The organism is Shewanella sp. cp20 (genome assembly GCF_000832025.1).
Taxonomy (GTDB): domain Bacteria; phylum Pseudomonadota; class Gammaproteobacteria; order Enterobacterales; family Shewanellaceae; genus Shewanella.
Map to the genome: position 1 here is coordinate 23,825 of NZ_JPII01000026.1, position 23,536 is coordinate 47,360.

The 23,536-nt window shown below is 53.0% G+C and carries 23 protein-coding genes; 19 read left to right on the forward strand and 4 right to left on the reverse strand.

The window, feature by feature from the left end; translation table 11 throughout:
• Nucleotides 1-202: 202 nt before the first annotated feature.
• From zapE to DB48_RS08990, 10 genes are all read left to right on the forward strand, one after another.
• Entirely contained in the window at nucleotides 203-1,309 is a 1,107-nt protein-coding gene (gene zapE, locus DB48_RS08945) for a cell division protein ZapE (RefSeq protein ID WP_041509956.1), read from the forward strand.
• A gap of 272 nt (nucleotides 1,310-1,581) precedes the next feature.
• Nucleotides 1,582-2,013, forward strand: coding sequence for a 50S ribosomal protein L13 (rplM, locus tag DB48_RS08950; RefSeq protein WP_011867090.1), 432 nt, complete (start codon nucleotides 1,582-1,584; stop codon nucleotides 2,011-2,013).
• A gap of 15 nt (nucleotides 2,014-2,028) precedes the next feature.
• Entirely contained in the window at nucleotides 2,029-2,421 is a 393-nt protein-coding gene (rpsI, locus tag DB48_RS08955; RefSeq protein ID WP_011867089.1) for a 30S ribosomal protein S9, read from the forward strand.
• A gap of 106 nt (nucleotides 2,422-2,527) precedes the next feature.
• On the forward strand, nucleotides 2,528-2,716 hold the full coding sequence (locus DB48_RS08960) for a DUF2065 domain-containing protein (RefSeq protein ID WP_011867088.1): 189 nt from the start codon (nucleotides 2,528-2,530) through the stop codon (nucleotides 2,714-2,716).
• 66 nt (nucleotides 2,717-2,782) lie between these two features.
• Nucleotides 2,783-4,078, forward strand: a complete 1,296-nt coding sequence (locus DB48_RS08965; protein ID WP_041509957.1) for an adenylosuccinate synthase — start codon at nucleotides 2,783-2,785, stop codon at nucleotides 4,076-4,078.
• 247 nt (nucleotides 4,079-4,325) lie between these two features.
• A complete protein-coding gene (locus DB48_RS08970; RefSeq protein WP_041509958.1) occupies nucleotides 4,326-5,000 on the forward strand; it encodes a tetratricopeptide repeat protein in 675 nt (224 codons plus the stop codon).
• A gap of 57 nt (nucleotides 5,001-5,057) precedes the next feature.
• Nucleotides 5,058-7,517, forward strand: a complete 2,460-nt coding sequence (gene rnr, locus DB48_RS08975) for a ribonuclease R (protein WP_041509959.1) — start codon at nucleotides 5,058-5,060, stop codon at nucleotides 7,515-7,517.
• Between the two features lie 14 nt (nucleotides 7,518-7,531).
• Nucleotides 7,532-8,272, forward strand: a complete 741-nt coding sequence (rlmB, locus tag DB48_RS08980) for a 23S rRNA (guanosine(2251)-2'-O)-methyltransferase RlmB (protein ID WP_041509960.1) — start codon at nucleotides 7,532-7,534, stop codon at nucleotides 8,270-8,272.
• Between the two features lie 876 nt (nucleotides 8,273-9,148).
• Nucleotides 9,149-9,640, forward strand: a complete 492-nt coding sequence (locus DB48_RS08985) for a hypothetical protein (protein WP_152619125.1) — start codon at nucleotides 9,149-9,151, stop codon at nucleotides 9,638-9,640.
• A 555-nt stretch (nucleotides 9,641-10,195) separates the two neighbouring features.
• Nucleotides 10,196-10,621 (forward strand): hypothetical protein, encoded by a 426-nt coding sequence (locus DB48_RS08990; protein WP_041509962.1) that lies wholly within the window; start codon nucleotides 10,196-10,198, stop codon nucleotides 10,619-10,621.
• A gap of 152 nt (nucleotides 10,622-10,773) precedes the next feature.
• Here the strand turns inward: DB48_RS08990 and DB48_RS08995 are convergent, their stop codons facing one another.
• Complete coding sequence (locus DB48_RS08995) at nucleotides 10,774-11,517, reverse strand: DUF481 domain-containing protein (protein ID WP_041509963.1); 744 nt, start codon at nucleotides 11,515-11,517, stop codon at nucleotides 10,774-10,776.
• Nucleotides 11,518-11,739: 222 nt separating this feature from the next.
• Between DB48_RS08995 and rpsF the strand changes: the two genes are divergently transcribed.
• The 4 genes from rpsF to rplI are packed head-to-tail and all read left to right on the forward strand — an operon-like array spanning nucleotide 11,740 to nucleotide 13,187.
• Complete coding sequence (rpsF, locus tag DB48_RS09000; RefSeq protein WP_041509964.1) at nucleotides 11,740-12,153, forward strand: 30S ribosomal protein S6; 414 nt, start codon at nucleotides 11,740-11,742, stop codon at nucleotides 12,151-12,153.
• 8 nt (nucleotides 12,154-12,161) lie between these two features.
• A complete protein-coding gene (gene priB, locus DB48_RS09005; RefSeq protein ID WP_041509965.1) occupies nucleotides 12,162-12,467 on the forward strand; it encodes a primosomal replication protein N in 306 nt (101 codons plus the stop codon).
• A 12-nt stretch (nucleotides 12,468-12,479) separates the two neighbouring features.
• Nucleotides 12,480-12,707, forward strand: coding sequence for a 30S ribosomal protein S18 (gene rpsR, locus DB48_RS09010; RefSeq protein WP_011867078.1), 228 nt, complete (start codon nucleotides 12,480-12,482; stop codon nucleotides 12,705-12,707).
• A gap of 27 nt (nucleotides 12,708-12,734) precedes the next feature.
• Nucleotides 12,735-13,187: a 50S ribosomal protein L9 gene (gene rplI, locus DB48_RS09015; RefSeq protein WP_041509966.1), complete on the forward strand. Its 453-nt coding sequence runs from the start codon at nucleotides 12,735-12,737 to the stop codon at nucleotides 13,185-13,187.
• Between the two features lie 277 nt (nucleotides 13,188-13,464).
• On the opposite strand, the gene DB48_RS09020 is transcribed toward rplI, so the two are convergent.
• A complete protein-coding gene (locus tag DB48_RS09020) occupies nucleotides 13,465-15,669 on the reverse strand; it encodes a S46 family peptidase (RefSeq protein WP_041509967.1) in 2,205 nt (734 codons plus the stop codon).
• Nucleotides 15,670-15,785: 116 nt separating this feature from the next.
• On the opposite strand from DB48_RS09020, the gene dnaB reads away from it, so the two are divergent.
• From dnaB to DB48_RS09035, 3 genes are all read left to right on the forward strand, one after another.
• Nucleotides 15,786-17,192 carry a replicative DNA helicase gene (dnaB, locus tag DB48_RS09025; protein WP_041509968.1) on the forward strand — a complete coding sequence of 469 codons (1,407 nt, stop codon included), beginning with the start codon at nucleotides 15,786-15,788 and terminating at the stop codon, nucleotides 17,190-17,192.
• Between the two features lie 153 nt (nucleotides 17,193-17,345).
• Nucleotides 17,346-18,422, forward strand: coding sequence for an alanine racemase (gene alr, locus DB48_RS09030; RefSeq protein WP_041509969.1), 1,077 nt, complete (start codon nucleotides 17,346-17,348; stop codon nucleotides 18,420-18,422).
• Nucleotides 18,423-18,485: 63 nt separating this feature from the next.
• On the forward strand, nucleotides 18,486-19,715 hold the full coding sequence (locus DB48_RS09035) for a hypothetical protein (protein WP_235375371.1): 1,230 nt from the start codon (nucleotides 18,486-18,488) through the stop codon (nucleotides 19,713-19,715).
• 15 nt (nucleotides 19,716-19,730) lie between these two features.
• Here DB48_RS09035 and DB48_RS09040 read toward each other — a convergent pair whose 3' ends face one another.
• Nucleotides 19,731-20,195, reverse strand: a complete 465-nt coding sequence (locus DB48_RS09040) for a chemotaxis protein CheX (protein ID WP_041509971.1) — start codon at nucleotides 20,193-20,195, stop codon at nucleotides 19,731-19,733.
• Nucleotides 20,196-20,476: 281 nt separating this feature from the next.
• On the opposite strand from DB48_RS09040, the gene DB48_RS09045 reads away from it, so the two are divergent.
• Together DB48_RS09045 and DB48_RS09050 are read left to right on the forward strand one after the other, a co-directional pair.
• A complete protein-coding gene (locus DB48_RS09045; RefSeq protein WP_041509972.1) occupies nucleotides 20,477-21,502 on the forward strand; it encodes an NAD(P)H-quinone oxidoreductase in 1,026 nt (341 codons plus the stop codon).
• 308 nt (nucleotides 21,503-21,810) lie between these two features.
• A complete protein-coding gene (locus DB48_RS09050) occupies nucleotides 21,811-22,245 on the forward strand; it encodes a hypothetical protein (RefSeq protein WP_041509973.1) in 435 nt (144 codons plus the stop codon).
• Between the two features lie 105 nt (nucleotides 22,246-22,350).
• Here DB48_RS09050 and DB48_RS09055 read toward each other — a convergent pair whose 3' ends face one another.
• Nucleotides 22,351-23,391, reverse strand: coding sequence for an aldose epimerase family protein (locus DB48_RS09055; RefSeq protein WP_041509974.1), 1,041 nt, complete (start codon nucleotides 23,389-23,391; stop codon nucleotides 22,351-22,353).
• Nucleotides 23,392-23,536: the final 145 nt, after the last annotated feature.

A 23,536-nucleotide genomic window follows, 5' to 3' on the forward strand; every position in this document is an offset into this window, starting at 1 on the left:
TCGCCTTCTCGATAAAGTTCAGGTGATTAACAAAGGTTAATTTTTCGTTAGTCTTCATCGACTAGCGAGCGGTAAAACCCTGGTCGTCCCATTAACGTTTGTCTGTGTCTGCTCAGGTTTAAGCTTGGTGCACATATACCCTGAGATTGCGTGTCGTGATACCATTTAGCGATTGGATTAAGGATAGAAGAGAATAATTTCAGTGTCGCATCTCACCCCTTGGCAGCATTATCAAGCCGATCTACAACGTGATGACTTTTCCTATGACTCCGCTCAGGAGCAGGCGGTCAAGGCCCTGCAGCGTGTCTATGATGAGTTGATTGCGGCGCAGCAAAAGCCGAAGGGGATGGCGAAATTGCTGGGTTTCCTGGCTAAGCCGGCGCCTTCGGTGCAAGGCCTCTACCTCTGGGGCGGCGTCGGGCGCGGCAAGACCTATCTGATGGATACCTTCTATGATGCACTGCCGGGCGAGCGTAAACTCAGGGCGCACTTTCATCGCTTCATGCATCAGATCCATCTGGATCTCGACAACCTCAAGGGGCAGCGTGATCCCCTGTTGGTGATTGCCAAGCGGATGGCCGAGCGCTATCAGGTGATCTGTTTCGACGAGTTCTTCGTCTCAGACATTACAGATGCCATGCTGCTGGGCACACTATTTCAGGCGCTGTTTGCCGAAGGGGTGGCGCTGGTGGCCACCTCGAACATCATTCCCGATGAGCTCTATCGCAACGGCCTGCAAAGGGCGCGTTTCCTGCCGGCGATTGCGCTGATTAACAAGCACTGTCAGGTGTTGAATGTGGACAGCGGCATCGACTATCGCCTGCGCACCCTGGAGCAGGCCGAAATCTACCATTATCCATTAGACCCTCAGGCCGATAAGAACCTGCTGGGGTATTTCCAGCAGCTGGCGCCCGAGTCGGAAGTCTCCCGCGAGGCGATTGATATCGATGGCCGTGAGATCGCCATCCGCCAGCAGGCCCAAGGGGTGCTGTTGATCGATTTTCGCGATCTGTGCGACGGTCCCCGTAGCCAGCGCGACTATATGGAGCTGGCCTGTCTCTACCACACAGTATTGCTCAGCGGTGTCGAGCAGATGGGCAGTCAGAGCACGGGCGATGATATCGCCAGACGCTTCCTGGCCATGGTGGACGAGTTCTATGAGCGCCATGTTAAGCTGATCATCTCGGCCGAGGTAGCACTGGAGGAGATCTATACCCAGGGGCTGCTGAGTTTCGAATTCAGACGCTGTCGTTCGCGCCTGACCGAGATGCAATCGCACGACTATCTCGCGCTGGAACACCTGCCATAGGGCGAGATTCAACCGATAAATGGCGCTTTTTACCGTTTCGGCGCCAAATCGATCCAAAGCTGAGTAAATCATTTAAATTAGCTGAAAAAATTAGGTGATTTTTAACTCAGCTTTGTCTATAATTCGCGACCTGCCCTCGTTACTCCGTCAAAAAGGCGGAAGTTGTAAAGCCTTATTCTTTGCTCGAAGGGGCGGAGAATGGCATTTTTTGTGTTGTTATTTATTAAAAATAATGGCATTTGAGACAGAATTTAAACATTGGGTTTTTGTAAATGAAGACTACATATACTGCTACACCAGAAACAGTGACGCGCGAATGGTTCGTTGTTGACGCTGAAGGTAAAACTTTAGGTCGTATCGCTACTGAGATCGCTCGTCGTCTACGTGGCAAGCATAAGGCAGAATACACTCCTCACGTTGATACTGGCGATTACATCATCGTTATCAATGCTGAGAAAGTAACTGTAACTGGTAACAAAGCAGCAGCTAAGACTTACTACTCTCATTCTGGTTTCCCAGGTGGTATCAAGCAGATTACTTTTGATAAGCTGCAAGATCATAAGCCAGAAATGATTATCGAGAAAGCAGTAAAAGGTATGTTGCCAAAAGGTCCTCTGGGACGTGCCATGTACCGTAAACTGAAAGTTTACGCTGGCGCAGAGCACAACCATGCTGCACAACAACCACAAGTTCTTGATATCTAATCCGGGAGTAAGCTAATGTCTGCAACTCAGTACTACGGCACTGGCCGTCGCAAAACATCTACTGCTCGCGTATTCGCTAAAGTAGGTAGTGGTAACATCGTCGTGAACCAACGTCCACTTGACGAATATTTTGGTCGTGAAACTGCTCGTATGGTTGTTCGTCAACCTCTAGAGCTAGTTGAAATGACTGAAAAGCTAGACATCTATGTAACTGTTAAGGGCGGTGGTATCACTGGCCAGGCAGGTGCAATCCGTCACGGTATCACTCGTGCCCTGATGGAGCTTGATGAAGCTCTACGTCCTTCTCTACGTGCCGCTGGTTTCGTTACCCGTGATGCTCGTAAAGTTGAGCGTAAGAAAGTCGGTCTACGTAAAGCACGTCGTAAGCCACAATTCTCAAAGCGTTAATATTACGCCGCGAAGATTGGAAAAACCCAGCCTTGTGCTGGGTTTTTTTATGGCCGTTTTCTGCTATTTTTAAGGCTCAATTGTTCGCTATAGGAAACACACCTAGATGACATTCCAACTCCTGATGCTGGTTTTAGCGATAGTGCTGATTATCGAGGGGATAGGTCCGCTTTTATTTCCGAATCGTTGGCGGGCATATTTGCAAGAAATTTCCAGCCAAAATCAACGAGTTTTGCAAAGGTTGGGTGGTGCTTTAGTGACCGCGGGCGTGGTCATATTGATTATTTTTTCATAAATTACTTGCCACTTCCCCCCCAAGATCTGCTAAAATCCCGTTTTAACCACTACCTTGCAGCAAATAATGGGCAAAAACGTTGTAGTTCTCGGCACCCAATGGGGTGACGAAGGAAAGGGTAAGATAGTCGATCTACTTACCGAACAGGCCAAATATGTCGTTCGTTATCAAGGTGGCCACAATGCTGGTCATACTCTTGTTATCGATGGTGACAAAACCGTTCTTCATCTTATTCCATCAGGAATTTTACGCGATAATGTAAAATGCATTATCGGTAATGGTGTTGTGCTTGCGCCCGACGCCCTGATGAAAGAGATCAACATGCTTAAAGAGCGTGGCGTCCCTGTAGAGGAGCGTCTGCTTATCTCCGAAGCGTGTCCGTTGATCCTTCCCTTCCACTGTGCCTTAGATATCGCACGTGAAAAAGCACGCGGTAATAAAGCTATTGGTACAACGGGTCGTGGTATCGGTCCTGCTTATGAAGATAAGATCTCTCGTCGCGGTCTTCGCGTTGGCGATCTGTTTAATGCAGAACTATTCGCCGAGAAGCTGAAGGAAGTGATGGCATATCACAACTTCATGCTGACCGAATACTATGATTGCGAAGCGGTTGATTACGAGACCACACTAAAAGATGCGTTGGCCATCGCCGACTATCTGAAGAGCATGTGTACCGATGTGACTGAGCTGCTGGATCAAGCACGTAAGGCCGGTGAGCCTATCTTGTTTGAAGGCGCACAGGGTACCCTACTGGATATCGACCACGGTACTTATCCATTCGTAACCTCTTCAAACACTACTGCAGGTGGTGTGGCGACGGGTTCAGGTTTCGGTCCACGTCACCTGGATTATGTGCTCGGTATCATGAAGGCATACACCACACGTGTGGGTGCGGGTCCTTTCCCAACTGAGCTGCAAGACGAGATCGGCGATCACTTAGGTACTAAGGGTCACGAATTCGGTGCGACCACTGGTCGTAAGCGTCGTCCAGGTTGGTTAGATATCGTTGCCATGAAGCGCGCGGTACAGATCAACAGCATCAGCGGTTTCTGTCTGACGAAGCTTGACGTACTCGACGGCCTTGAAGAAGTTAAGATCTGTGTGGGTTACCAGTACCCAGATGGCAGCATCGCAACGGTTACGCCATTGGCAGCCGAAGGCTACGAGCAGGTTACTCCTGTGCTCGAGACTATGCCTGGTTGGAGCGAGAACACCTTTGGTGCGACCTCTATCGATCAACTGCCACAGGCAGCGATCAACTACATCAAGCGTGTAGAAGAGCTACTGGAAACGCCAGTCGATATTATCTCAACGGGTCCCGACAGAAACGAGACCATGATTCTAGTGAATCCGTTCAGTTAATCATAAGGGCCGCGTTAAGCGGCCTTTTTATTGCAAGCGATTTTATTGCAAATGCTTTTACCGCAAATGACTTTGTCGCAGATACTTTGAGCGCACCAGGCTCGAATATCTGTGGGTAAATTGAGATCTATTAGCGATAAGCATGCGATCACTTTTTAAGCTAATGCCGCAGCGGCCGATAAGATAAGGTATACTGCCTGAGTCTGTTTGAGAGATAAGGCGTGAGATCAACCAAGAGAGCTTTCTTATGGCAAGATTAGTATGTGTTATGTTGCTGGCCTGGCTATCAACCCTGGCCCATGCCGAGCCCCAAACCGCTAAGGCGGTTGATAATAAGCCCACCGAAAACAGGTCGGAAGGGTTGAAGGCGGTCAATATCTACAGCCAAGAGCAGCTTATCGAGATGATCCGCGACAAGTCTTACCTGACCCGCGTCACGGGAGACGACTGTCAGCTGGTGCAAGATATCGAGGCGCGTGCCGAGGTATTGAAGCAGCCGCTGTACCAATATTTATGGGCGGAGATGCTTAACTATGGCATCTGCGTCAAGGCCAACCCGCCACGGGGGATCTCTATGCTACGCGACGCCGCAGAGCAGGGGAGCGCCGAGGCCATGGTCAGGATCGCCGAGTATTACCATGACGGAAAGTTCGTGATCCAAGATAAGGAGCGTGCGGTGCAATACACACTGCCCGCTGCCGCCGGTGGCGATCTGCCAGCGCGTATGATGCTGGTCAGATTGTTTGGCGAAGGCTATGGTAGCCCCAGAGATTATGAGATGGGTTACCACTGGCTGTATAACGATGTATTTAGTGATGAGGCGACCAAACAGGAAGCCCTAAAATTATTGATGGTGCTGGAAGCGAAGATGCCCGCAAGTGCAGTTGAGAGGGCTAAGCAGGCGCACCTGAGATCCCGGTAATCGCCCTAAGCCCCTTAACAAGAAAAGGAGAGCCTGGGCAAAATTTATGGATAATGAATGATCAAAGATCCGCATTTAAAGCGTGAACAAGAGAAGTACGACAACCCCATTCCTAGTCGTGAGTATATTTTAGATTACTTACGCTCACAGCAATCACCCCTCAATCGCGAGAAGATCGCTCAGGCGCTCAAGATAACCGACGAAGAGCAGCTCGAAGCCCTGCGCCGTCGCCTACGGGCCATGGAGCGTGACGGCGAGCTGGTCTTTACCCGTGGCCAGGCCTATGGCCTGCCAGAGCGCATGGATCTGCTTAGCGGTACTGTTCTGGGGCATAAGGATGGCTTCGGCTTCCTTAAACTCGATGAAGGCGGCGACGACCTCTTCATCAATAACCGTGACATGTTGATGTATTTCCACGGCGACAAGGTGCTGGCCCAGAAGGCCGGTGTCGACCGTAAGGGACGCCGCGAGGCACGCATCGTCCGTCTCACCCATGAGCGCACCGCGCCACTAGTGGGGCGTTTTCACTTAGATTCAGGCATGGCCTTCGTGATCGCCGATGACAAGCGCATCACCCAGGAGATCCTGATCCCCGATGGCGATCGCAACGGTGCCCGTCAGGGTGACGTGGTGGTGGTCGAGCTGACCCGCCGTCCCGGCCGCTACATGAAGGCGGCAGGTAAGGTCACCGAAGTGCTGGGCAAAGAGATGGCGCCGGGCATGGAGATAGAGATCGCCCTGCGTAACTATGATCTGCCCCATACCTGGTCGAGCCTGATCGAGAAGAAGCTGCGCAAGATCCCCGACGAAGTGACCGAAGAGGACAAGTTGGGCAGAGTCGATCTGCGTAAGCTGCCGCTGGTCACCATAGACGGTGAAGATGCCCGCGACTTCGACGATGCCGTGTATGCCGAGACCAAGAAGAGTGGCGGCTGGCGCCTGTGGGTAGCCATCGCCGACGTGAGTCACTATGTGCGCACCGAATCGGCGCTGGATAAAGAAGCCCGTGCTCGCGGTAACTCAGTCTACTTCCCGTCTCAGGTGATCCCCATGTTGCCGGAGAAGCTGTCTAACGGCCTCTGCTCCCTCAACCCGGGGGTCGATCGCCTCTGTATGGTGGCTGAGATGACCATTTCGGCGGCGGGTAAGCTGTCGGGATACAAGTTCTATCCGGCGGTGATGCACTCTCATGCCCGTCTCACCTATACTCAGGTGGCGGATATGCTCGAAGGTGGCGAGGTGAGCGATGAGCTCAAGCCGCTCTTCCCGCATCTAGAGACCCTGCAGTCTCTGTACCTGACTCTGGATGAGACCCGTGCCCAGCGTGGTGCCATAGCATTCGAGACCACGGAAACCCAGTTTATCTTCAATGCCGAGCGTAAGATCGAGCGCATCGAGCCGCGTACCCGTAACCAGGCCCATAAGATCATCGAAGAGTGCATGATCCTGGCTAACGTCGCGGCGGCAAAGTTTGTGAAGAAGCATAAGGGCGAGGTGCTCTACCGGGTGCATGAGGCGCCGTCGGAGCAGAAGCTGACCAACTTCAAAGACTTCCTCAAGGAGCGTGGCCTTGCCATGGGCGGTGGCCTGGAGCCGGAGCCTGCCGATTATCAGGCCCTGATGGAGCAGGTGATCGACCGCCCCGATGCCGAGCTGATTCAGGTGATGTTGCTGCGCTCCATGCGTCAGGCAACCTATAACCCGGACAACGAGGGCCACTTCGGCCTGGCGCTGGAGGAGTATTCCCACTTTACCTCGCCGATTCGTCGCTATCCGGACCTGATCCTGCACAGGGTGATCCGTTACCTGCTGGCCAAGGAGCGTGGCGAGGCCAGTGACAAGTGGACGCCTGATGGTGGCTATCACTATCAGATCGAAGAGCTGGATCTGCTGGGCGAAGAGTGTTCCAACACAGAGCGGCGCGCCGACGAGGCGACCCGCGACGTCAGCGACTGGCTCAAGTGTGAGTTTATGCGTGACCATGTGGGTGACACCTTCGAGGCTGTGGTGGCCTCTGTGACCCACTTCGGCATGTTCGTCCGCCTGAGCGACCTCTTCATCGACGGCCTGGTGCATATCTCCACCCTGGGCGGTGACTATTATCACTATGATAATATGCGTCAGCGCCTGGTGGGCGAGGCCTCGGGTCAGGTGTATCAGATAGGCGATGCCGTTACCGTCAAGGTGGCCGCGGTTAACCTGGACGATCGCCAGATCGATCTCATGATGGTGGGCGACGATGGTAAGACGTCACGTCCGCGCCGCGCCAAGAAGCCGCTGACCGCCCGCGAGCGGGTCAACCTGGAAGGGGCCAAGATGTCCCGCAAGGGTAAAGAGGATGATAAGCCCAGCGGTAAGCGCCGCTCTGCCCGACGCAGCGACGGCAAATCTGGAGCAGGCAAGCCCGCAGCCGGCAAGTCAGGCGCGAGTAAGTCGAAGGCAGGGGCCAAGAAGTCATCTGCCAAGCCGGGTGCCAAGAAACGTAAGAGCGTGAAGAAACGCAGCAGTAAGAAATAAGAGACTCAAACCAGATGAAGAAACAAGATTTCACCTTCGGCATCCATGCCGTCGAGGCCTTGCTAAAGAACAGCCCTGAGCGGGTGATCGAGATGTGGGTATTGCAGGGGCGCGACGATCAACGTCTGATGCCGCTGCTGGCCATGGCCGCCGAGTATGGCGTCTCGGTACAGCAGGCGTCACGCAAGGCGTTGGACGACAAGGCCGGCAGCAGTCAGCACCAGGGGGTGCTGGTACGCGCCAAGCCTGCCAAGCAGCTCAATGACAATGATCTGCTGGCACTGCTGGATAAGACAGACACGCCGTTTCTGCTGATCCTCGATGGCGTCACCGATCCCCACAACCTGGGCGCCTGTCTGCGTAACGCCGACGCCGCCGGGGTGCACGGGGTGATCGTGCCGCGCGACAATTCGGTCGGCCTCACGCCTACCGTTAGCAAGGTTGCCTGTGGCGCCGCCGAAGTGGTGCCCCTGTTCCAGGTGACTAACTTGGCGCGCACCATGAAGAGCCTGCAAGAGAAGGGCGTTTGGATCGTCGGCGCCGCCGGTGAAGCCGAGCACGACCTCTATAAGGCAGACCTTAAAGGCCCTATTGCCATCGCCATGGGCGCCGAAGACAAAGGCTTACGTCGCCTGACCCGCGAGAGCTGTGATTCGCTGGCCTCTATCCCGATGGCGGGCAGTGTATCTAGCCTCAACGTCTCAGTAGCCACAGGGATCTGTTTGTTCGAGGCGGTTCGCCAACGCTTGGGGTGATCGGAAATTCGATCTTTGAATTTTTGATTTAGCCTATTGGGTTTCCATAGGTGGTAGGAATGCCGATGAGGTTTAGGCTTCATCGGCATTTTTGTATCTGTCGTTTGACGACGTGGTCGTTTAGTGAGGGGATTGTAGCGTTAACCTTCATTGTTATCTAACGCCTGCCCGGCGGGGGATATTTGCTTGGGGTGGGTTGTGCAGCGTTAACCATCGCTGTTGTTAATAGCCTGCGGCTCGCTTATGTGCAGATACATCTGCTACACGCCGTGAATCCATCCATGGAGGCTCGACGATGGCATCCCTGCCATCGACGTCCGCAGATGCATCTACACCCAGTACTTTCATCTCTTCGATTGAACGGTATCGGAATTTTCTATGTGTCCGGTTAAAGTGCATTTGTTCTTGCTTGGATCGTGCAGCGTTAACCACCGCTGTTATCAATCGCCTGCCCGGCGGGGATGTGCAAGCACTCTTTTGGCATGGTGAGTGAAGCGAAGCTTGGCGCTCACGAACGAGAGGCATGGATGCCGAACTGGCTGTTAAACAGGGATGTTGTTTGGATATGTCCCTATATGCTTCACGGCGGTACTGACCTACATGGATGTTGGGAATGCCAAAAAATGTAGGGAACATTTTGGGCCATACCGCCGAGAGCCAAAACGTGCTTACACCCGTATCTAAACGTTTCTTCGATTGAGCAATATTGGATTTATTCAGATCAAGATTTTATTCATTTGTTTTAAAGCGTAAGGACATGAAAAAGAGACCTTTAGCACAGCTAAATTCTAATCAGTATTTAAATACTTACGTAGGATTTGTAATATAGGTATCTATGGATGATAAGGTTTTTAGGCTGAAACAGTGGGCAAAGGAATGAACATAGTTGAAATACTAAATTTAGGGTTTGGCGGTCTAGCCTTTTTGTTAGCTTTTATGGCTTATCGACTCCTGTTAAATAAACAAGTAAGAGAAGAGAGTAAGGAGTATTTTAAGGCTATCTATTTTTATATGGCCTTTTCATTGGCGTTAGGAGTACTAGCTTTTACAGCACCACACATTCCCAAGCTTTTGGAACATGAGCCTAATCCCCTGATGGAAGCTATGATTATTTCTGCACAAAACCGTTCTCCCCTATCCACTGATTTTGTTGAGTCGCAAGTTGAAAAGATGACCAAGGCTCACAATGAAAGATTAAAGTCTTTGTATGAGCAAAGGTCCATTGAACATCGAAAGCTGAGCACTGCGAGTACTTCGGATGCCGAAGTTAGAGAAATCGAGAAGTCTATTCGGAAAACAGAACAACAAATTAGGCAAGAGAACATGGACTTGTCTCATAAAATTAGAGATTTAAAGAGTTTGCTATAGGTGGGAGCCAATTCTTTCTATGCCATTCAATCACGTTTGCATTGTAGCAATTGATGATTCATTCATTTGTTAGTTAAGTTTGAGCAACGCACCTTCTTTGATATCTATCGCCTGCCCGGCGGGGGATGTGCAAGCACTCTTTTGGCACGGTGAGTGAAGCGCAGCTTTGTGTTCACGAACGAGAGGCATGGATGCCGAACTGGCTGTTAAACAGGGATGTTGTTTGGATATATCCCTATATGCTTCACGGCGGTACTGACCTACATGGATGTAGGGAATGCCAAAAAATGTAGGGAACATTTTTGGCCATGCCGCCGAGAGCCAAAAGCGTGCTTACACCCGTATCTAAACGTCTCTTCGATTTGGCCTTCATTTGGCATAGGGAGGTGATATTGATTAATTTTGAGGAATGCTTTAACTGTATATAGGCTAAAAAGTGATGGAATGTCTCTTCATCGGTAAGTTACATCGGTATTTGGAGCGTAAATTAATTATCGGCATGGATTTATCCGTTAGACAGGATAAAAAGCCACTAGCTGTAGAAAGGAGATCATAATGCAGTATAAAAACACTCAGCCTGGTATCGCGATGCTTTCAATTATGGCAATTGTAACATTAGTGCTGATCTTTGCTTCGATAACGAAGCCTACTGAACCTATTGGATTTGCATATTTAATTGTAGGTGTGCTTTCAATTCTTTTTTCATCATTAACGATCAAAGTTGAAGATGGAGAAGTAAAGTGGTTTTTTGGTCCAAAGTTTTGGAGTAAATCGATAAAAACATCTGAAATCGAGTCGATCAAAAAGATAAGAACGAAATGGTACTATGGACTTGGAATTCGATTAATTTCAACTGGATGGTTATATAACGTCTCTGGCCTAACTGCTGTTGAGTTAACATTAAAAGATGGTACAGCAGTGTGTTTGGGTACAAACGATCCCGAAAATTTAATAAAGGCGATTGAGCAAAGCAGGTTATAAGCCTAGTCAGCGGGAGGTTATCCCAACCATGCTGCTATTGTTCAAAGCACCCTTTTAAATATCTACACCGGCTTGATGTATAAGCAATTGAAGCAGTGCTTCATCTACCAGAGCAGCATTGAATCCTTGTGCTCATCAAGGTTCGCAAATCTTTATTTGAAGGTATAGAGCAGATTAAAGGTAGTGACGGTATCCGTCTGCTTCGACCCCTCGGGTACCACTTCTGTGTACTTGACGTTCATGCCGATCTTAAACGCCCAGTCCTGGAACAGGGTGTTCTTGTAACTCATGTCCAGGGTGACCGTGCTGTTGGACTCGCCGGTTTCGGCGGTGAGGTCGGCGTTGAAGCTGGTGTATTCGTGGATCTTCTGTTCGAACTTGGCGGCGGTACGCAGAATCGCCTCGCGATCGGCCTCGGGGTCGGGCACCGACTCGCTCACCTGGGGCAGGTTGTAACGATAACCAGGACCGATTTCGAGACTCAGCTTAGTGCTGCTGTCGCTGATGGCGTCGAAACCATAACCGGTCGATACGATTGAGATGCGGGTATAACTACCGAATCTGTCTTCGGTGAAGTCGCCGCGGGCGAAGATATAACCCGAGTAGATCTTGTAGCTTGACTGGAGCTGGACGTCGTACTTCTCCGAGGTGGTCTTTTCCGAGTCGGAGGCGAAGTAGGCCTTGAATACCCCTTCCTGACGAAAGTTGTCTGTGTCGTAGACCAGTTTGGTACGGCCATTGAAGCTGCTGGACTCTGTGTTACCCGTGTTGATCTGCAGGCCGGCTTCTATCTCGGCAGAGAAGTCGCTAGGGGGTTCCTGATAGTCCGGAGGCACCAAGGCCCAGGCGCTGTGGCTGAGGCCGAGTGTGATAAATAAACTTGTTGCTCTTAACATTATTTTTATTTTTTGCACGCGTCTGGAACACAAAAATGACAGCGGACTATCATACCGTTTCACCGGGCGATGGGCAAAGTGATTAAGGAAAGATATTGCTTGAGTTTTGAGGTGTGACCATGTACTATTCCGCGGCTTAATTCAGTCACTTTATTTAGTTCCTTGCCTCCATTTGGTCTGACTGAGCCAACAACGAGGCTAGATAACCGTAAGGAGCAAAAAATGCGTCATTATGAAATCGTATTTTTAGTTCACCCTGATCAGAGTGAACAAGTGCCAGGTATGATCGAACGTTACACGGGTATCCTTACCCAAGCTGGCGGTCAAATCCACCGTTTAGAAGACTGGGGCCGTCGTCAACTGGCTTACCCAATCATCGAACTGCATAAGGCTCACTATGTTCTGATGAACGTAGAAGCGACTGCAGAATCGGTTGAAGAGCTAGAAACAGCTTTCCGTTTCAACGACGCTGTTCTTCGTAGCATGGTTATGCGTACCAAGGGTGCCATCACCGAAGCTTCTCCAATGGCTAAAGCGAAAGACGAGCGCGAAGCGCGTCGTTCTAGCGAAGAGCGTTCAGCTCCAGCTGCCGAAGCTGAAGCATCTGAAGAAGCCGCTGAAAACGCAGCAGAGTAAGTTTATTTGTGGCCACCAATCACTTGGTGTTATCTGGAACCATCACTCGGTCCAGAAGCTTTAGTAGCCCGGCAGGCATCCCACATTGTGTGATCATGCTGGAACACAAATCGCAGGTTTATGAAGCAGAGATGCTGAGAAACGTATACTGCCAGATGCAAGTGATATTCAGTGGCGAACGCTTTAACAGCATCACAGACAAACTGAAAACCGGTGTGGATATCGAGGTCAAAGGTTTCATCGCCCTCCAGAGAGGACGCAATGGTCAAAACCGCCTGGTATTACACGCTGAAAATGTCGAATTGAAAACTTAGGAGACTGTCAAAATGGCACGTTATTTCCGTCGTCGCAAGTTCTGCCGTTTCACTGCAGAAGGCGTTACTGAGATCGATTACAAAGATATCGCTACTCTAAAGAACTACATCACTGAAAGTGGTAAAATTGTTCCTAGCCGTATCACTGGTACAAACGCTAAATACCAACGTCAACTGGCTCGCGCTATCAAGCGTGCTCGTTATCTTTCTCTACTGCCTTACACTGATCTACATCAGTAATAGCGCATCAATTTAGAGGAATTAATAATGAACGTTATTCTACTTGATAAAATCGCTAACCTGGGCAACCTGGGTGACCAAGTGTCAGTTAAAGCTGGTTATGCTCGTAACTTCCTTTTACCTCAAGGTAAAGCGGTAGTTGCTAACGCTGCTAACACTGAAGTATTCGAAGCACGTCGTGCTGAACTAGAAGCTAAGCTAGCTGCTGAACTAGCAACTGCTACTGAGCGCGCTGAGAAGCTAGCTGCTCTTGAAGCTGTTGTTATCGCTTCTAAAGCGGGCGACGAAGGCAAGCTGTTCGGTTCAATCGGTAACCGTGACATCGCTGATGCAGTAACTGCTGCTGGCGTTGAACTGGCTAAGAGCGAAGTTCGTCTGCCACTAGGTGCTATCCGCACTACTGGTGAATTCGAAATCGACGTTCAGCTTCACGCTGAAGTTAAGGCTGTTGTTAAGCTTTCTGTTGTTGCAGAAGACTAATACACAGTTTTAAACGATTAAAAGAAACACCGCGCTAATCTGATTAGTGCGGTGTTTTTTTATGCCCGAAATAGACGAAGAAACGGCGTATTTTTAATGCTATTTTGCCTAGCACGATTCGCCGGGTTCTATCTGTGTCGCCAGTAAGGTGAGCCGATAGTGAGTGCTGCCCGCTACTAGGCTATGTCTCTGACGAGTTAGCGACAAGTAAAAAATACCCGGCAATGCCGGGTATTTGTCTATGGTGTAAACGGACTGCCGTAAGACTAGTTTCTGACTAGTTTCTGACTAAGTCCAGCTCGCCGATCAGGTTGTCGGCGTGATCCACCTCATCCATCATCCACAGAATGTAGCGGAAATCCACGTGCACGGCGCGGGTGATGGTTGGGTTGAAGAACCAGTCTTTGGTGATCGCCTCATAGGTAGAGTCGAAGTTCAGGCCAACCAGTTCGCCCTTGCCGTTAAACACAGGCGAGCCAGAGTTGCCGCCTGTGGTATCGACGCTGGAGAGGAAGTTCACCGGCACTGAGCCAAAGCTTTCAGGCTTGTCCAGGCAAGAGAACAGGCGGCATAACCAAGAGGCTGGGTCTTGATAAACAGACTCCACCTTGTGGCTGCCATAGCGCTTGGCCTTGATGGCATCCAGTACCTTCTTGGGCGCATCAAACGGCTCGACGCCAGTGTGCTTGGCGACTATGCCCTCCAGGCGGGTGAAGGGCTGCTTGTAGAGGGCGTCTTTCGACTGATAACCGTCTACCATGCCGTAGGTGATACGCAGGGTGCCGTTGGCATCTGGGTACACGGGCCAGTTGTTGGCCTTGTAGTAGGCGATAACGGCTTCCATGTAACCAGGACGCGCCTTAGATAGCTTACCCGCCAGGGTCTTCTGGGCTTTTTCCTGGGCCAGGTTGGTGTCGTACAGGGCAACGGCGATGCGGATGAAAGGATCGGCGCTGGTCTCAAACGCCTTCACATCGGCGTCCATCCAGGCCAGACGCTCTGCCTGATTGGTCAGGCCGGTCAGCGAGTAGAGGCCGTCGAGCTTGTCGCTCAGGCTTACCTCAGGGTCGTCTGATTTGAGCATGGCGTCGAGCTCAGGTACGCGGTTGTCCTGGGCCAGGTAGGCGTTCAGATCTTGCATCCACAGCGTCTTGTCGACGCTGATGGCGAAGCTCGAATCGATACGCTTGAGGCGCGCCTTAAACATCTTCATGTCGCGCTCTTGATAGCCTTCCTCACGCTCGGCGTCCGGCTTGGTCTTCTCCTTGGCCAGACGATAGAGGCGATTGGCGGTGGCCAACAGATCGCTGGACTGAGCGTTTTCGAAGAAGTAGCGGGTCTGCAGCGCCTGGCGCTGCTCAACCAGCAGGGTCTCAAGCTGGTCAAACTTGGCCTGATAGCTCTGGTACTGGCTGTCTGTGGTTAGCCACTGACGGAAATCGTCTTCGCGGGCCTGCTTGATACCGGCGATGTCGGTGGCCTTAAAGCCATCGAGCAGGCCGTTGTACTTCTTCATGCGGTTGGCCATCGAGGCCAGGGTACCGGCATATTTGATCTTAACCCCGGCGTCCTGGGCGCCCATGGCTTCTATGGTGTCGATACGCTGCTGGTAGCGTGTAGCCAGTGTTGGGTAGAGCCAGTCGCTGGCAAATTTTAGCTCGCTGGTGAGGCGGTAGCGGCTGGTCGAGCCTGGGTAACCGGCTACGAATACGCCGTCGCCCGCCTTGACGCCATCGGCGTTGATCTTCAGGTAGCTCTTAGGCTTGAAGGGAACGTTGTCTGGCGAGTAGGCGGCCGGCTTACCGTCTTTGCCTACATAGGCACGCAGAAAGGTGAAGTCGCCCGAGTGGCGTGGGTATTCATAGTTGTCTATGTCACCGCCGAAGGAGCCGACGCTCTTAGGTGGCGCGTATACCAGACGCACGTCGCGAATGATGAGCTGCTTGATCAGGTAGTATTCTAGGCCGTTGTGGAAGCTGCGCACCGAGCAGCGGTAGTTGTCGTCTGCCTCACATTCTTTTATCAGGGCCTTGCGGTTAGCCTGGATCTCTTCGTAGCGTTTCAGCGGGTCGTCGCTGAGATCTTTGGTGACCTGGTCGCTGACATTGGTGACGGCTTCGGTGATATAGAGACGTTCGTTAGGGCCGGCAGAAGGTTCGTCCGCTTGTTTGCGCGCCAGGAAGCCATCGGCGATGTAGTTGTGCTCTTTCTTGCTGTTGTATTGAATCGCGCGGTAGGCGCAGTGATGATTCGTCACAACTAACCCTTGGGGGGACACGAAACTGGCGGTACAATACCCCAGTCCGACAACTGCATTCATCGGATATTGGGTCAGATCGGCGAGTTGTTTTGCTGGAATTTGGATACCGCGTTCGCTCAGCTTGTCGGCGATCGATGGCATTTGATACGGTTGCCATTGCCCTTCATCGGCAATGACAACGCCAGATGACAGCATTAAGGCTGCAACCAATGCTTTGCGCATGTTTATTCCTTAATTATTATGTGTAAGTTTGTAGGACGAACAGGTCAGAGGCCTGTTTCTGCTTGACCCGGGTTTTATATCATATTTTGCCTAATCGTTGGAAATTTGGAGAGTTAATGTCACAGCAAGGTGGATTTCAGGCTAAGAAAAAGCCTAGAGATATACAGATCGACGCATTGAAGATGCCGCCCCACTCGATTGAGGCCGAGCAGTCTGTGCTCGGTGGCTTGATGTTGGATTCAGATGCCTGGGATAAGGTGGCCGAGGCCGTGGTGAAGGATGACTTCTATTCCCGCTCCCACAAGATGATCTTTACCGCCATGGAGTCACTGGTGGCCGCGGGTCAGCCTATCGATCTGATCACCGTCTCCGAACAGCTGGAGCTTGAAGATCACTTAGAAGATGCCGGTGGCTTCGCCTATCTGGGCGAGATCGCCAAGAACACCCCGAGCGCGGGCAACATTCTCTCCTATGCCGCCATCGTGCGTGAGCGCGCCGTGGTGCGCGAGATGATCAAGGTGGCTAACGAGATCGCCGACGCCGGTTTTAACCCCGAGGGGCGCAATTCCGGTGAGCTGCTGGATCTGGCCGAGAGCAAGGTATTTAAGATTGCCGAGCAGCGCGCCAACGCCAACGAGGGCCCAGAGGGGATCAAGACCATCCTCGAGAAGACGGTGGATAAGATCGAGGAGCTGTACAACAACCCGCACAACGGTGTGACCGGGGTGTCCAGTGGCTTCAACGATCTCGACCGCATGACGGCGGGTTTCCAGTCGGGCGACCTTATCATCGTCGCTGCGCGTCCCTCTATGGGTAAGACCACCTTCGCCATGAACCTGTGTGAACAGGCGGCGCTGCATGAAGACAAGCCAGTGCTTATCTTCAGTCTCGAGATGCCCTCGGAGCAGATCATGATGCGTATGCTGGCCTCACTGGGCCGGGTGGATCAGACCAAGATACGTACGGGTCAGCTCGACGATGACGATTGGGCTCGCGTCTCCTCGACCATGGGGATCATGCTCGAACAGGGCAAGATGTATATCGACGATGGCTCGGGCCTGACACCGACCGAGGTGCGCAGCCGCGCCAGACGTATCGCCCGCGAATACGGTGGCCTGTCGATGATCATGATCGATTACCTTCAGCTGATGCAGGTGCCTGCCTTGGCCGACAACCGTACGCTGGAGATCGCCGAGATCTCGCGCTCACTCAAGGCGCTGGCGAAGGAACTGGAGATCCCGGTTATCGCACTGTCGCAGCTTAACCGCTCATTGGAGCAACGCGCCGACAAGCGCCCGGTGAACTCGGACTTGCGTGAATCTGGCTCTATTGAGCAGGATGCGGATCTGATCATGTTTATTTATCGTGATGAGGTGTATAACGACGACTCCGAAGATAAGGGTACCGCGGAGATCATCATAGGTAAGCAGCGTAACGGCCCCATCGGGCGTGTGCGTCTGACCTTCCAGGGCCAGTTCTCCCGTTTCGATAACTACGCCGGTCCGCAGTTCGAAGAAGATTAAGCCGGCTAATACCGATCACAGTAGGTAGCAGTTTTTTATTCCGATTGGTATAAGCTCGTAGGGTGAGATTAAACTTGGTTTAATTAGCCCTATGGCTCGCTATTTTGCGTTACCCTCATCGAGTCTCGACGCCATTAACATTAAGGTTATTGTTTGAAACCCTTTCCCCGTGCAGAGATCAGCGGCGATGCGCTGAAGTCGAATTTACAGCGATTACGCCAGCTGGCGCCCCAGAGTAAAGTGATGGCCGTGGTCAAGGCCAACGGCTATGGCCATGGCCTGCTGAATGTGGCCCATTGTTTGGCCACCGCCGACGGTTTCGGCCTGGCGCGTCTGGAAGAGGCGCTGGAACTGAGAGCCGGTGGCGTCTCTTCCAAGCTGCTATTACTCGAAGGCTTCTTCCGTCAGAGCGATCTGCCCACCCTGGTGGCGCACGACATCGATACCGTGGTGCACCATGAGTCGCAGGTTGAGATGCTCGAGACGGCAAGCCTTGCCAAGCCGGTGACGGTGTGGATGAAGGTAGACACAGGCATGCACCGTCTGGGGTTCACCTTAGATCAGTTTGAGGCCATCTATCAGCGTCTGCAGGCTTGCCCACAGGTGGCTAAACCGATCCATCTGATGACCCATTTTGCCTGCGCCGACGAGCCGGAGAATCCCGCTACCGCAGAGCAGGCGAGGCGCTTCGAGCAGATGACCGCCAAGCTACCGGGCGATCGCACCCTGGCTAATTCGGCCGCCACCCTCTACTGGCCCGCGACCCAGGCCGACTGGATCCGTCCGGGGATCGCCCTGTACGGCGTGTCGCCGGTTGTTGGCGATCTTGGCCGCAATCATGGCCTGGAGCCTGCCATGGAGCTGGTTTCCCAGCTGATCGCCGTGCGCGACCATAAGGCGGGCGATCCCGTGGGTTACGGCAGCTATTGGCAGGCCAAGCAAGACACTCAGCTGGGTGTGGTGGCTATCGGCTACGGTGATGGCTATCCCCGCAATGCGCCAGAGGGCACGCCGGTCTGGGTCAATGGCCGCCTGGTGCCTGTGGTGGGCCGGGTCTCCATGGACATGCTGACCGTGGATCTGGGCATAGACGCCACAGACAAGGTGGGTGATACCGCCGTGCTCTGGGGCAAGGCGCTGCCGGTCGAAGAGGTGGCCGAGCATATAGGCACCATCGCCTATGAGCTGGTGACTAAGCTGACCCCGCGCGTCGCCGTCTGTCTCGAGTAATCGATGCCAGATCTGTTCCCCCCTAAAGCATCGCTCACGCGGCTAGCTTCTCAGGCTAGCCGTTTGTTTTTTGCCGCAACGCTCGCCCTACCGGCTGGTCTGGCGCTGGCCAGTGACGATCTGGCGCCTCAGGTACAGATCAATAGCGGTGATGGAGCGCGCGCCGAGTTTGTCGCCGTGCCCTTTATCTTCGCCACCGAGACCCTGAGCACCTCTATGGGCGCCGCCGGTGTGGTGAAACACGCCGGGCAGCGTCAGGCCTCCTTGTTTGCCTTGGGACTAGGCTCGGCCAACGATTCCTGGGTGAGCTATCTTGGGGCCTATGACTATCAGATCCTAGGCGTCGATAGCTGGCTGTTTTCCGGCGAGTATTACCGCGCCCGCTATACCGAAGGGATCTTCTATGTGCCCGGGCAGGCGCCTGCGAGTATGACTGGCCAGCCTACGCGGGTGGTGACCCAGGGGGATGAGTCCTTTGCCCGGCTGCATCTTAAATACGTGCTGCCCTGGGGGCGGGGTGCCAAGGGGGCGGTCGCCAGTCTCAAAGGGGCGCCATCGGCGAGCCTTGAATGGAACCCAATCACCTCAGGGGTGAGCAGTATCGAGCTGACTCCTTTCTATACCCAGCAAACCCTCATCGGATTCGAGTCGCTGCCACAGTCGGCACGCGGGCTCGAGCTGGAGCTGGCCTGGGACAATCGCGATAACCGCGAAAACAGTCAGCAGGGCGGGCGCACCAGCCTTACCCTTACCCGAGACTGGGGTAGCAGTCAGCGTCAGAGCTGGACCACCTGGGAGTTTGAGCAGAGCCTCTATCTGTCCCAGGGGCAGAGCGATTGGTTCGACAGTCGGGTGCTGGCATTCGATGTTTATCTGGCCGATACCCCCACCTGGAATAGCTATGATGAGGCCAGCCAAGCCTATCAGCGCCCGCCGAGCTTTGCCGGGGTGAGCCTGGGGGGCTTCAAGCGTCTTCGCGGCTACAGCGGCAATCAATTTACCGGCCGCAGTGCCGTGTTGTACGCCGCCGAATATCGTCTGACCCCCAAGTGGAATCCATTGCAGACACTACCCGTATTTCGCTGGTTTGACATTCCCTGGTGGCAGTGGACGGCATTTGCCGAGGCGGGCAAGGTCAGCGGCGAGTTCAGTCTAGATAGCCTTCACAGCCAGATGAAGACCACTGTGGGCGGGGGGATTCGCTTTGAGGTGGAGGGTGTGGTGGTGCGCACGGACTGTGCCGTGGGCGAGGAGGAAGGCCAGTTCTGGATCATGGTGAACCAGCCTTTCTGATGAGTTAGGTATCGGTTAGCTCTCGAAACAGATCTCGATATAGGCGGTGCCGTAGATGCTGCTGAAGGGCATGATGATCTTCTGTCCGTCTGACTTGTGGGCTATGGTGTGATTCTTACCCGACACCACGATAGGGGTGGCCATGTCGAATTCGTAGCCCTTGTCACTGAGGAGATTCTTGGCGCCACCGGTTACCATGTTGGTGAGTTCGCCCACCAAGTCTGTCACCTCTTCATCTATACTCTCGGGCTTCTCGCCCAACATCTTGTTCATGATCTCTAAGATCAGCGACTCTTCGAAGGTGATCGATAAAGATCCCTTGGTCTGGGGGCCGACCATGCCGATGAGACCCGACACATCGCCCTTGGCCAGATTATCTTTTTTCAGGTTGGGTTTGCCGGGTTTAAGCTCCATGTTGGCCATGGTCTTGAGCACATTGAGTAGGGAGTCGAGAAAAGGATTGATAAAGTCAACATTCATCGCAGGTGCAGCCCCTTCTGGTAATAACAGATCGCAGCAAATAGGTCTTTAAGCTTAGGTGATAATTGGGCTTAAAGCCTGCTTGCTCAGAAACACCATAACATAAAGCCTAAGGGGTGCGACAAATCTTTTACGGCTAACTCCCTAATGGTAAAGATATTTGTGAGCTATTGTTTGTTTTACCCATCCGCTGAGCGCAAGGATTGTGGCTAAGGCTTGCCCCGCTAACCATTTTCGCGCTAGCCTCGGCATCAACAACCCCCTCTAAGCCAGGAGCCAATATGTCTTCGCTTCCCACAAGCTATACCCATGTGCAATTTAACGCCCCGGGCGCGCCAGAGGTGCTCACCCTAGGCCAGAGCCCCTTGCCCGCCATCGCGCCAGATCAGCTGCTGATCAAGGTGGCGTATGCCGGGGTGAATGGCCCGGACGTCGCCCAGCGTCGTGGTCTCTATCCCCCGCCAGCTGGCGCCAGCGAGATCCTGGGGCTGGAGGTGTCAGGCACTGTGGTCGCCTTGGGTGAGCAGGTGACAGGCTGGCAGCTGGGAGATAAGGTCTGCGCCCTGGTGCCCGGTGGCGGTTATGGCGAATATGTGGTGACCTGGGGCGTACACTGTTTGCCTATTCCACAAGGGCTCAGCATGGCTCAGGCGGCGGCCCTGCCCGAGACCTTCTTCACCGTTTGGGGCCATATGTTTATGCGCGGCGGCCTCAAGGCGGGGGAGACGGTATTGATCCATGGTGGCTCGGGGGGAATAGGCTCGGCGGCGGTCACCTTAGCGAAACAATTCGCTGTTAAGGTGCTGGTCACCTGCGGCAATCAGGAGAAGATAGATTACTGTCTCGGTTTAGGGGCCGATCACGGCTTTAACTATTATGACGAGGATCTATTGGCTCAGATAAAGGCGGTGGTGCCTCAAGGGGTGGATCTGGTGCTGGATATGGCCTCTGGCGATCTTATCGATCTCAACCTCAAGGCACTGGCGCTAGAGGGGCGACTGGTGACCATAGCGCTACAGCGAGGCAGGCGCGCCGAGGTGGATGTGGCGCTGCTGATGGCTAAGCGTATCTGGTGGACGGGGGCAACATTGAGGCCGCAATCGGTTGAGGCCAAGCAGGCGATTGCCGATGGCCTGCGTGAGCAGGTGTGGCCAAGATTTGCGAGCCCTGAGGGGAGTCAGTTGCTGCCCCATCTTTTTGCCGAGTTTGCCCTGGGTGATGCGGCCAGGGCTCACGCCTTGATGGAGTCGGGTCAGCACAGGGGAAAGCTGGTGCTCAAGGTGGCCGGTAACTCGCCTAAAGCATAGGGCTAAGTATGGCGCCAGCTACTGCTCTAAAGGGGTAGAGGGCTTTTTTAACTTTGGTATAAAGTCGGTTAGAAAAAACTTGAATAACTGATTTGATCGGCTAAATTCGTTACTAGTAACTACCGAGTGAGCATTTTGATAGCAATTGAATAAAATAGATCTATTTGGCTATTGATTTCTGGCGGTATTTATTAAAAATGTGTGGGCTATTGTCCAGAGGCGTTTCTGACGATGGCAGCGACTAAGCTAACTGTTGTCAGCTTTATAATTTTATATTGGTATGTGTTGATTTAAGGGTATTAGCATATATGTATGACACGTCTAAAGAACCTGTTTGGTATGGTGAACTTCGTACGGCTCGAGGCAATACTATCCTCATTCACGACAAAGATTTTCCCGAAGCCAGTGCGGGACGAGTTTATCTCTATAACACGGTAAGAGATGCCGTGATTGAATATGCCGAGGACATCGTTAAGGTGAACTTGCATGACCTTACGGAAGAGGAACTTAAGGCTGCCAAAGCCGAATATGACGCGAACTGGTTAGCTACCCGATCCGCCTTCATGCAACAGCACGCAGGCTGGGTTGAAGCGATTCATGCTAAACCTGCCCCGGCCCCTAAGAAGGTGAAGGTGGAAGCCGAAGAAGTCGCCAGCGACGATGATGACGACGATGTCGAACTCGAAGTCGATAGCCTGGACGACGGTTATGATGATTGGTCTGACGATGACGATCGCAACTAGAAACCCAGTTTAGTTAGCCGCCATCTTTAGGTATGAGGTTCCGGTTTATCTGGAACCCCTACCTAAACCCTTTTCCTACTCTATCTCTCTTCCCCGTTAAACCTATTATTTAAGCAGATCGAACTGATAGCGACTCATGTGGTGATACACCTCGCCCGGCATGAGCCATGGCGTGCCCGGTAAGTCTGGCTGATTGGGGGCGTCGGGAAGCTGCTGCGGCTCGATACAGACCGCCTGATAAGATTCCAGTGCCTGCCCCTGTTTGCCTATGGTGCCTTCGAGGAAGTTGCTGCCGTAAACCTGTACCCCAGGTTGGTTGGTGTACAGAGTCAGACGGCGTCCCGAATTCGGCGCGCTGATGGCGCCGAAGCGGCTCAGGGCCTTACCGTCATGGCTCGGCATCAGATAGCAGTGATCTATGCCTTGCGTCGGACTATTTGCCAGTGCCGCCTTGAGGCTGTCGAGTGACTTGCCTTGTCTAAGGCCCAGCGGCGTATCGGCCACCTGACTCACCTGGGTCGGGATCCCCTGCTCATCTGTGCTCAGGTAGTCTTGGCAGTCGCTCTGAATCAGGTGGCCCAGGCTGCTGGCCTCGCTGGCCCCGTCGAGATTGAAATAGCTGTGCTGGGTCAGGCTGATAGGGCAGGGGGCATCTGTGCTGGCGAGGATCTCTACATAGAGGTTATTGCCCACCAGGCGGTAATCGAGTTGGATATTGGCGTTGCCGGGAAAGCCCATGTCGCCATCCGGGCTAAACAGGCTGAGGCGTACGCCATCGTTGAGTTGGCCAATATGCCACTGCTTACGGTTGAAGCCCTCGCGGCCACCGTGCAGGCAGTTGGCCTGATGATTATTGTCTAAGGTGAATTGCTGACCGTCCCGGTTCAGGCATGCACCGGCGATGCGATTGGCGTAGCGCCCGGCGATGGCGCCAAGGTGGGCTTGCTGGGTGAGGTAGTCCTGGGCGCTGTCGCAGCCCAGCACAACGTTACCTCGCTCGCCCTTGTTGTCCGGTACCCAGAGGGAGCGGATGATGCCACCCAGGCTGAGGACCTCCATGGCCAGTATGCCGTTGTCTATGATGATGCGTTCTATCTGGCCACCACGGGGATCGTCCCAGGCATCGAGCGGGCGAAAACGTACCATGATAATCTTTTCCTTAAGCGGTTAATTTACATCGTATTAAATCGGTTGTTGCCTATTGTATAACCTTGCTCTCGGTCGAAGGCATGAATACGTATTCTAAACAGCATTTTACAGGCCCGTGGACGAGTCACGCTCTACTCGCTAG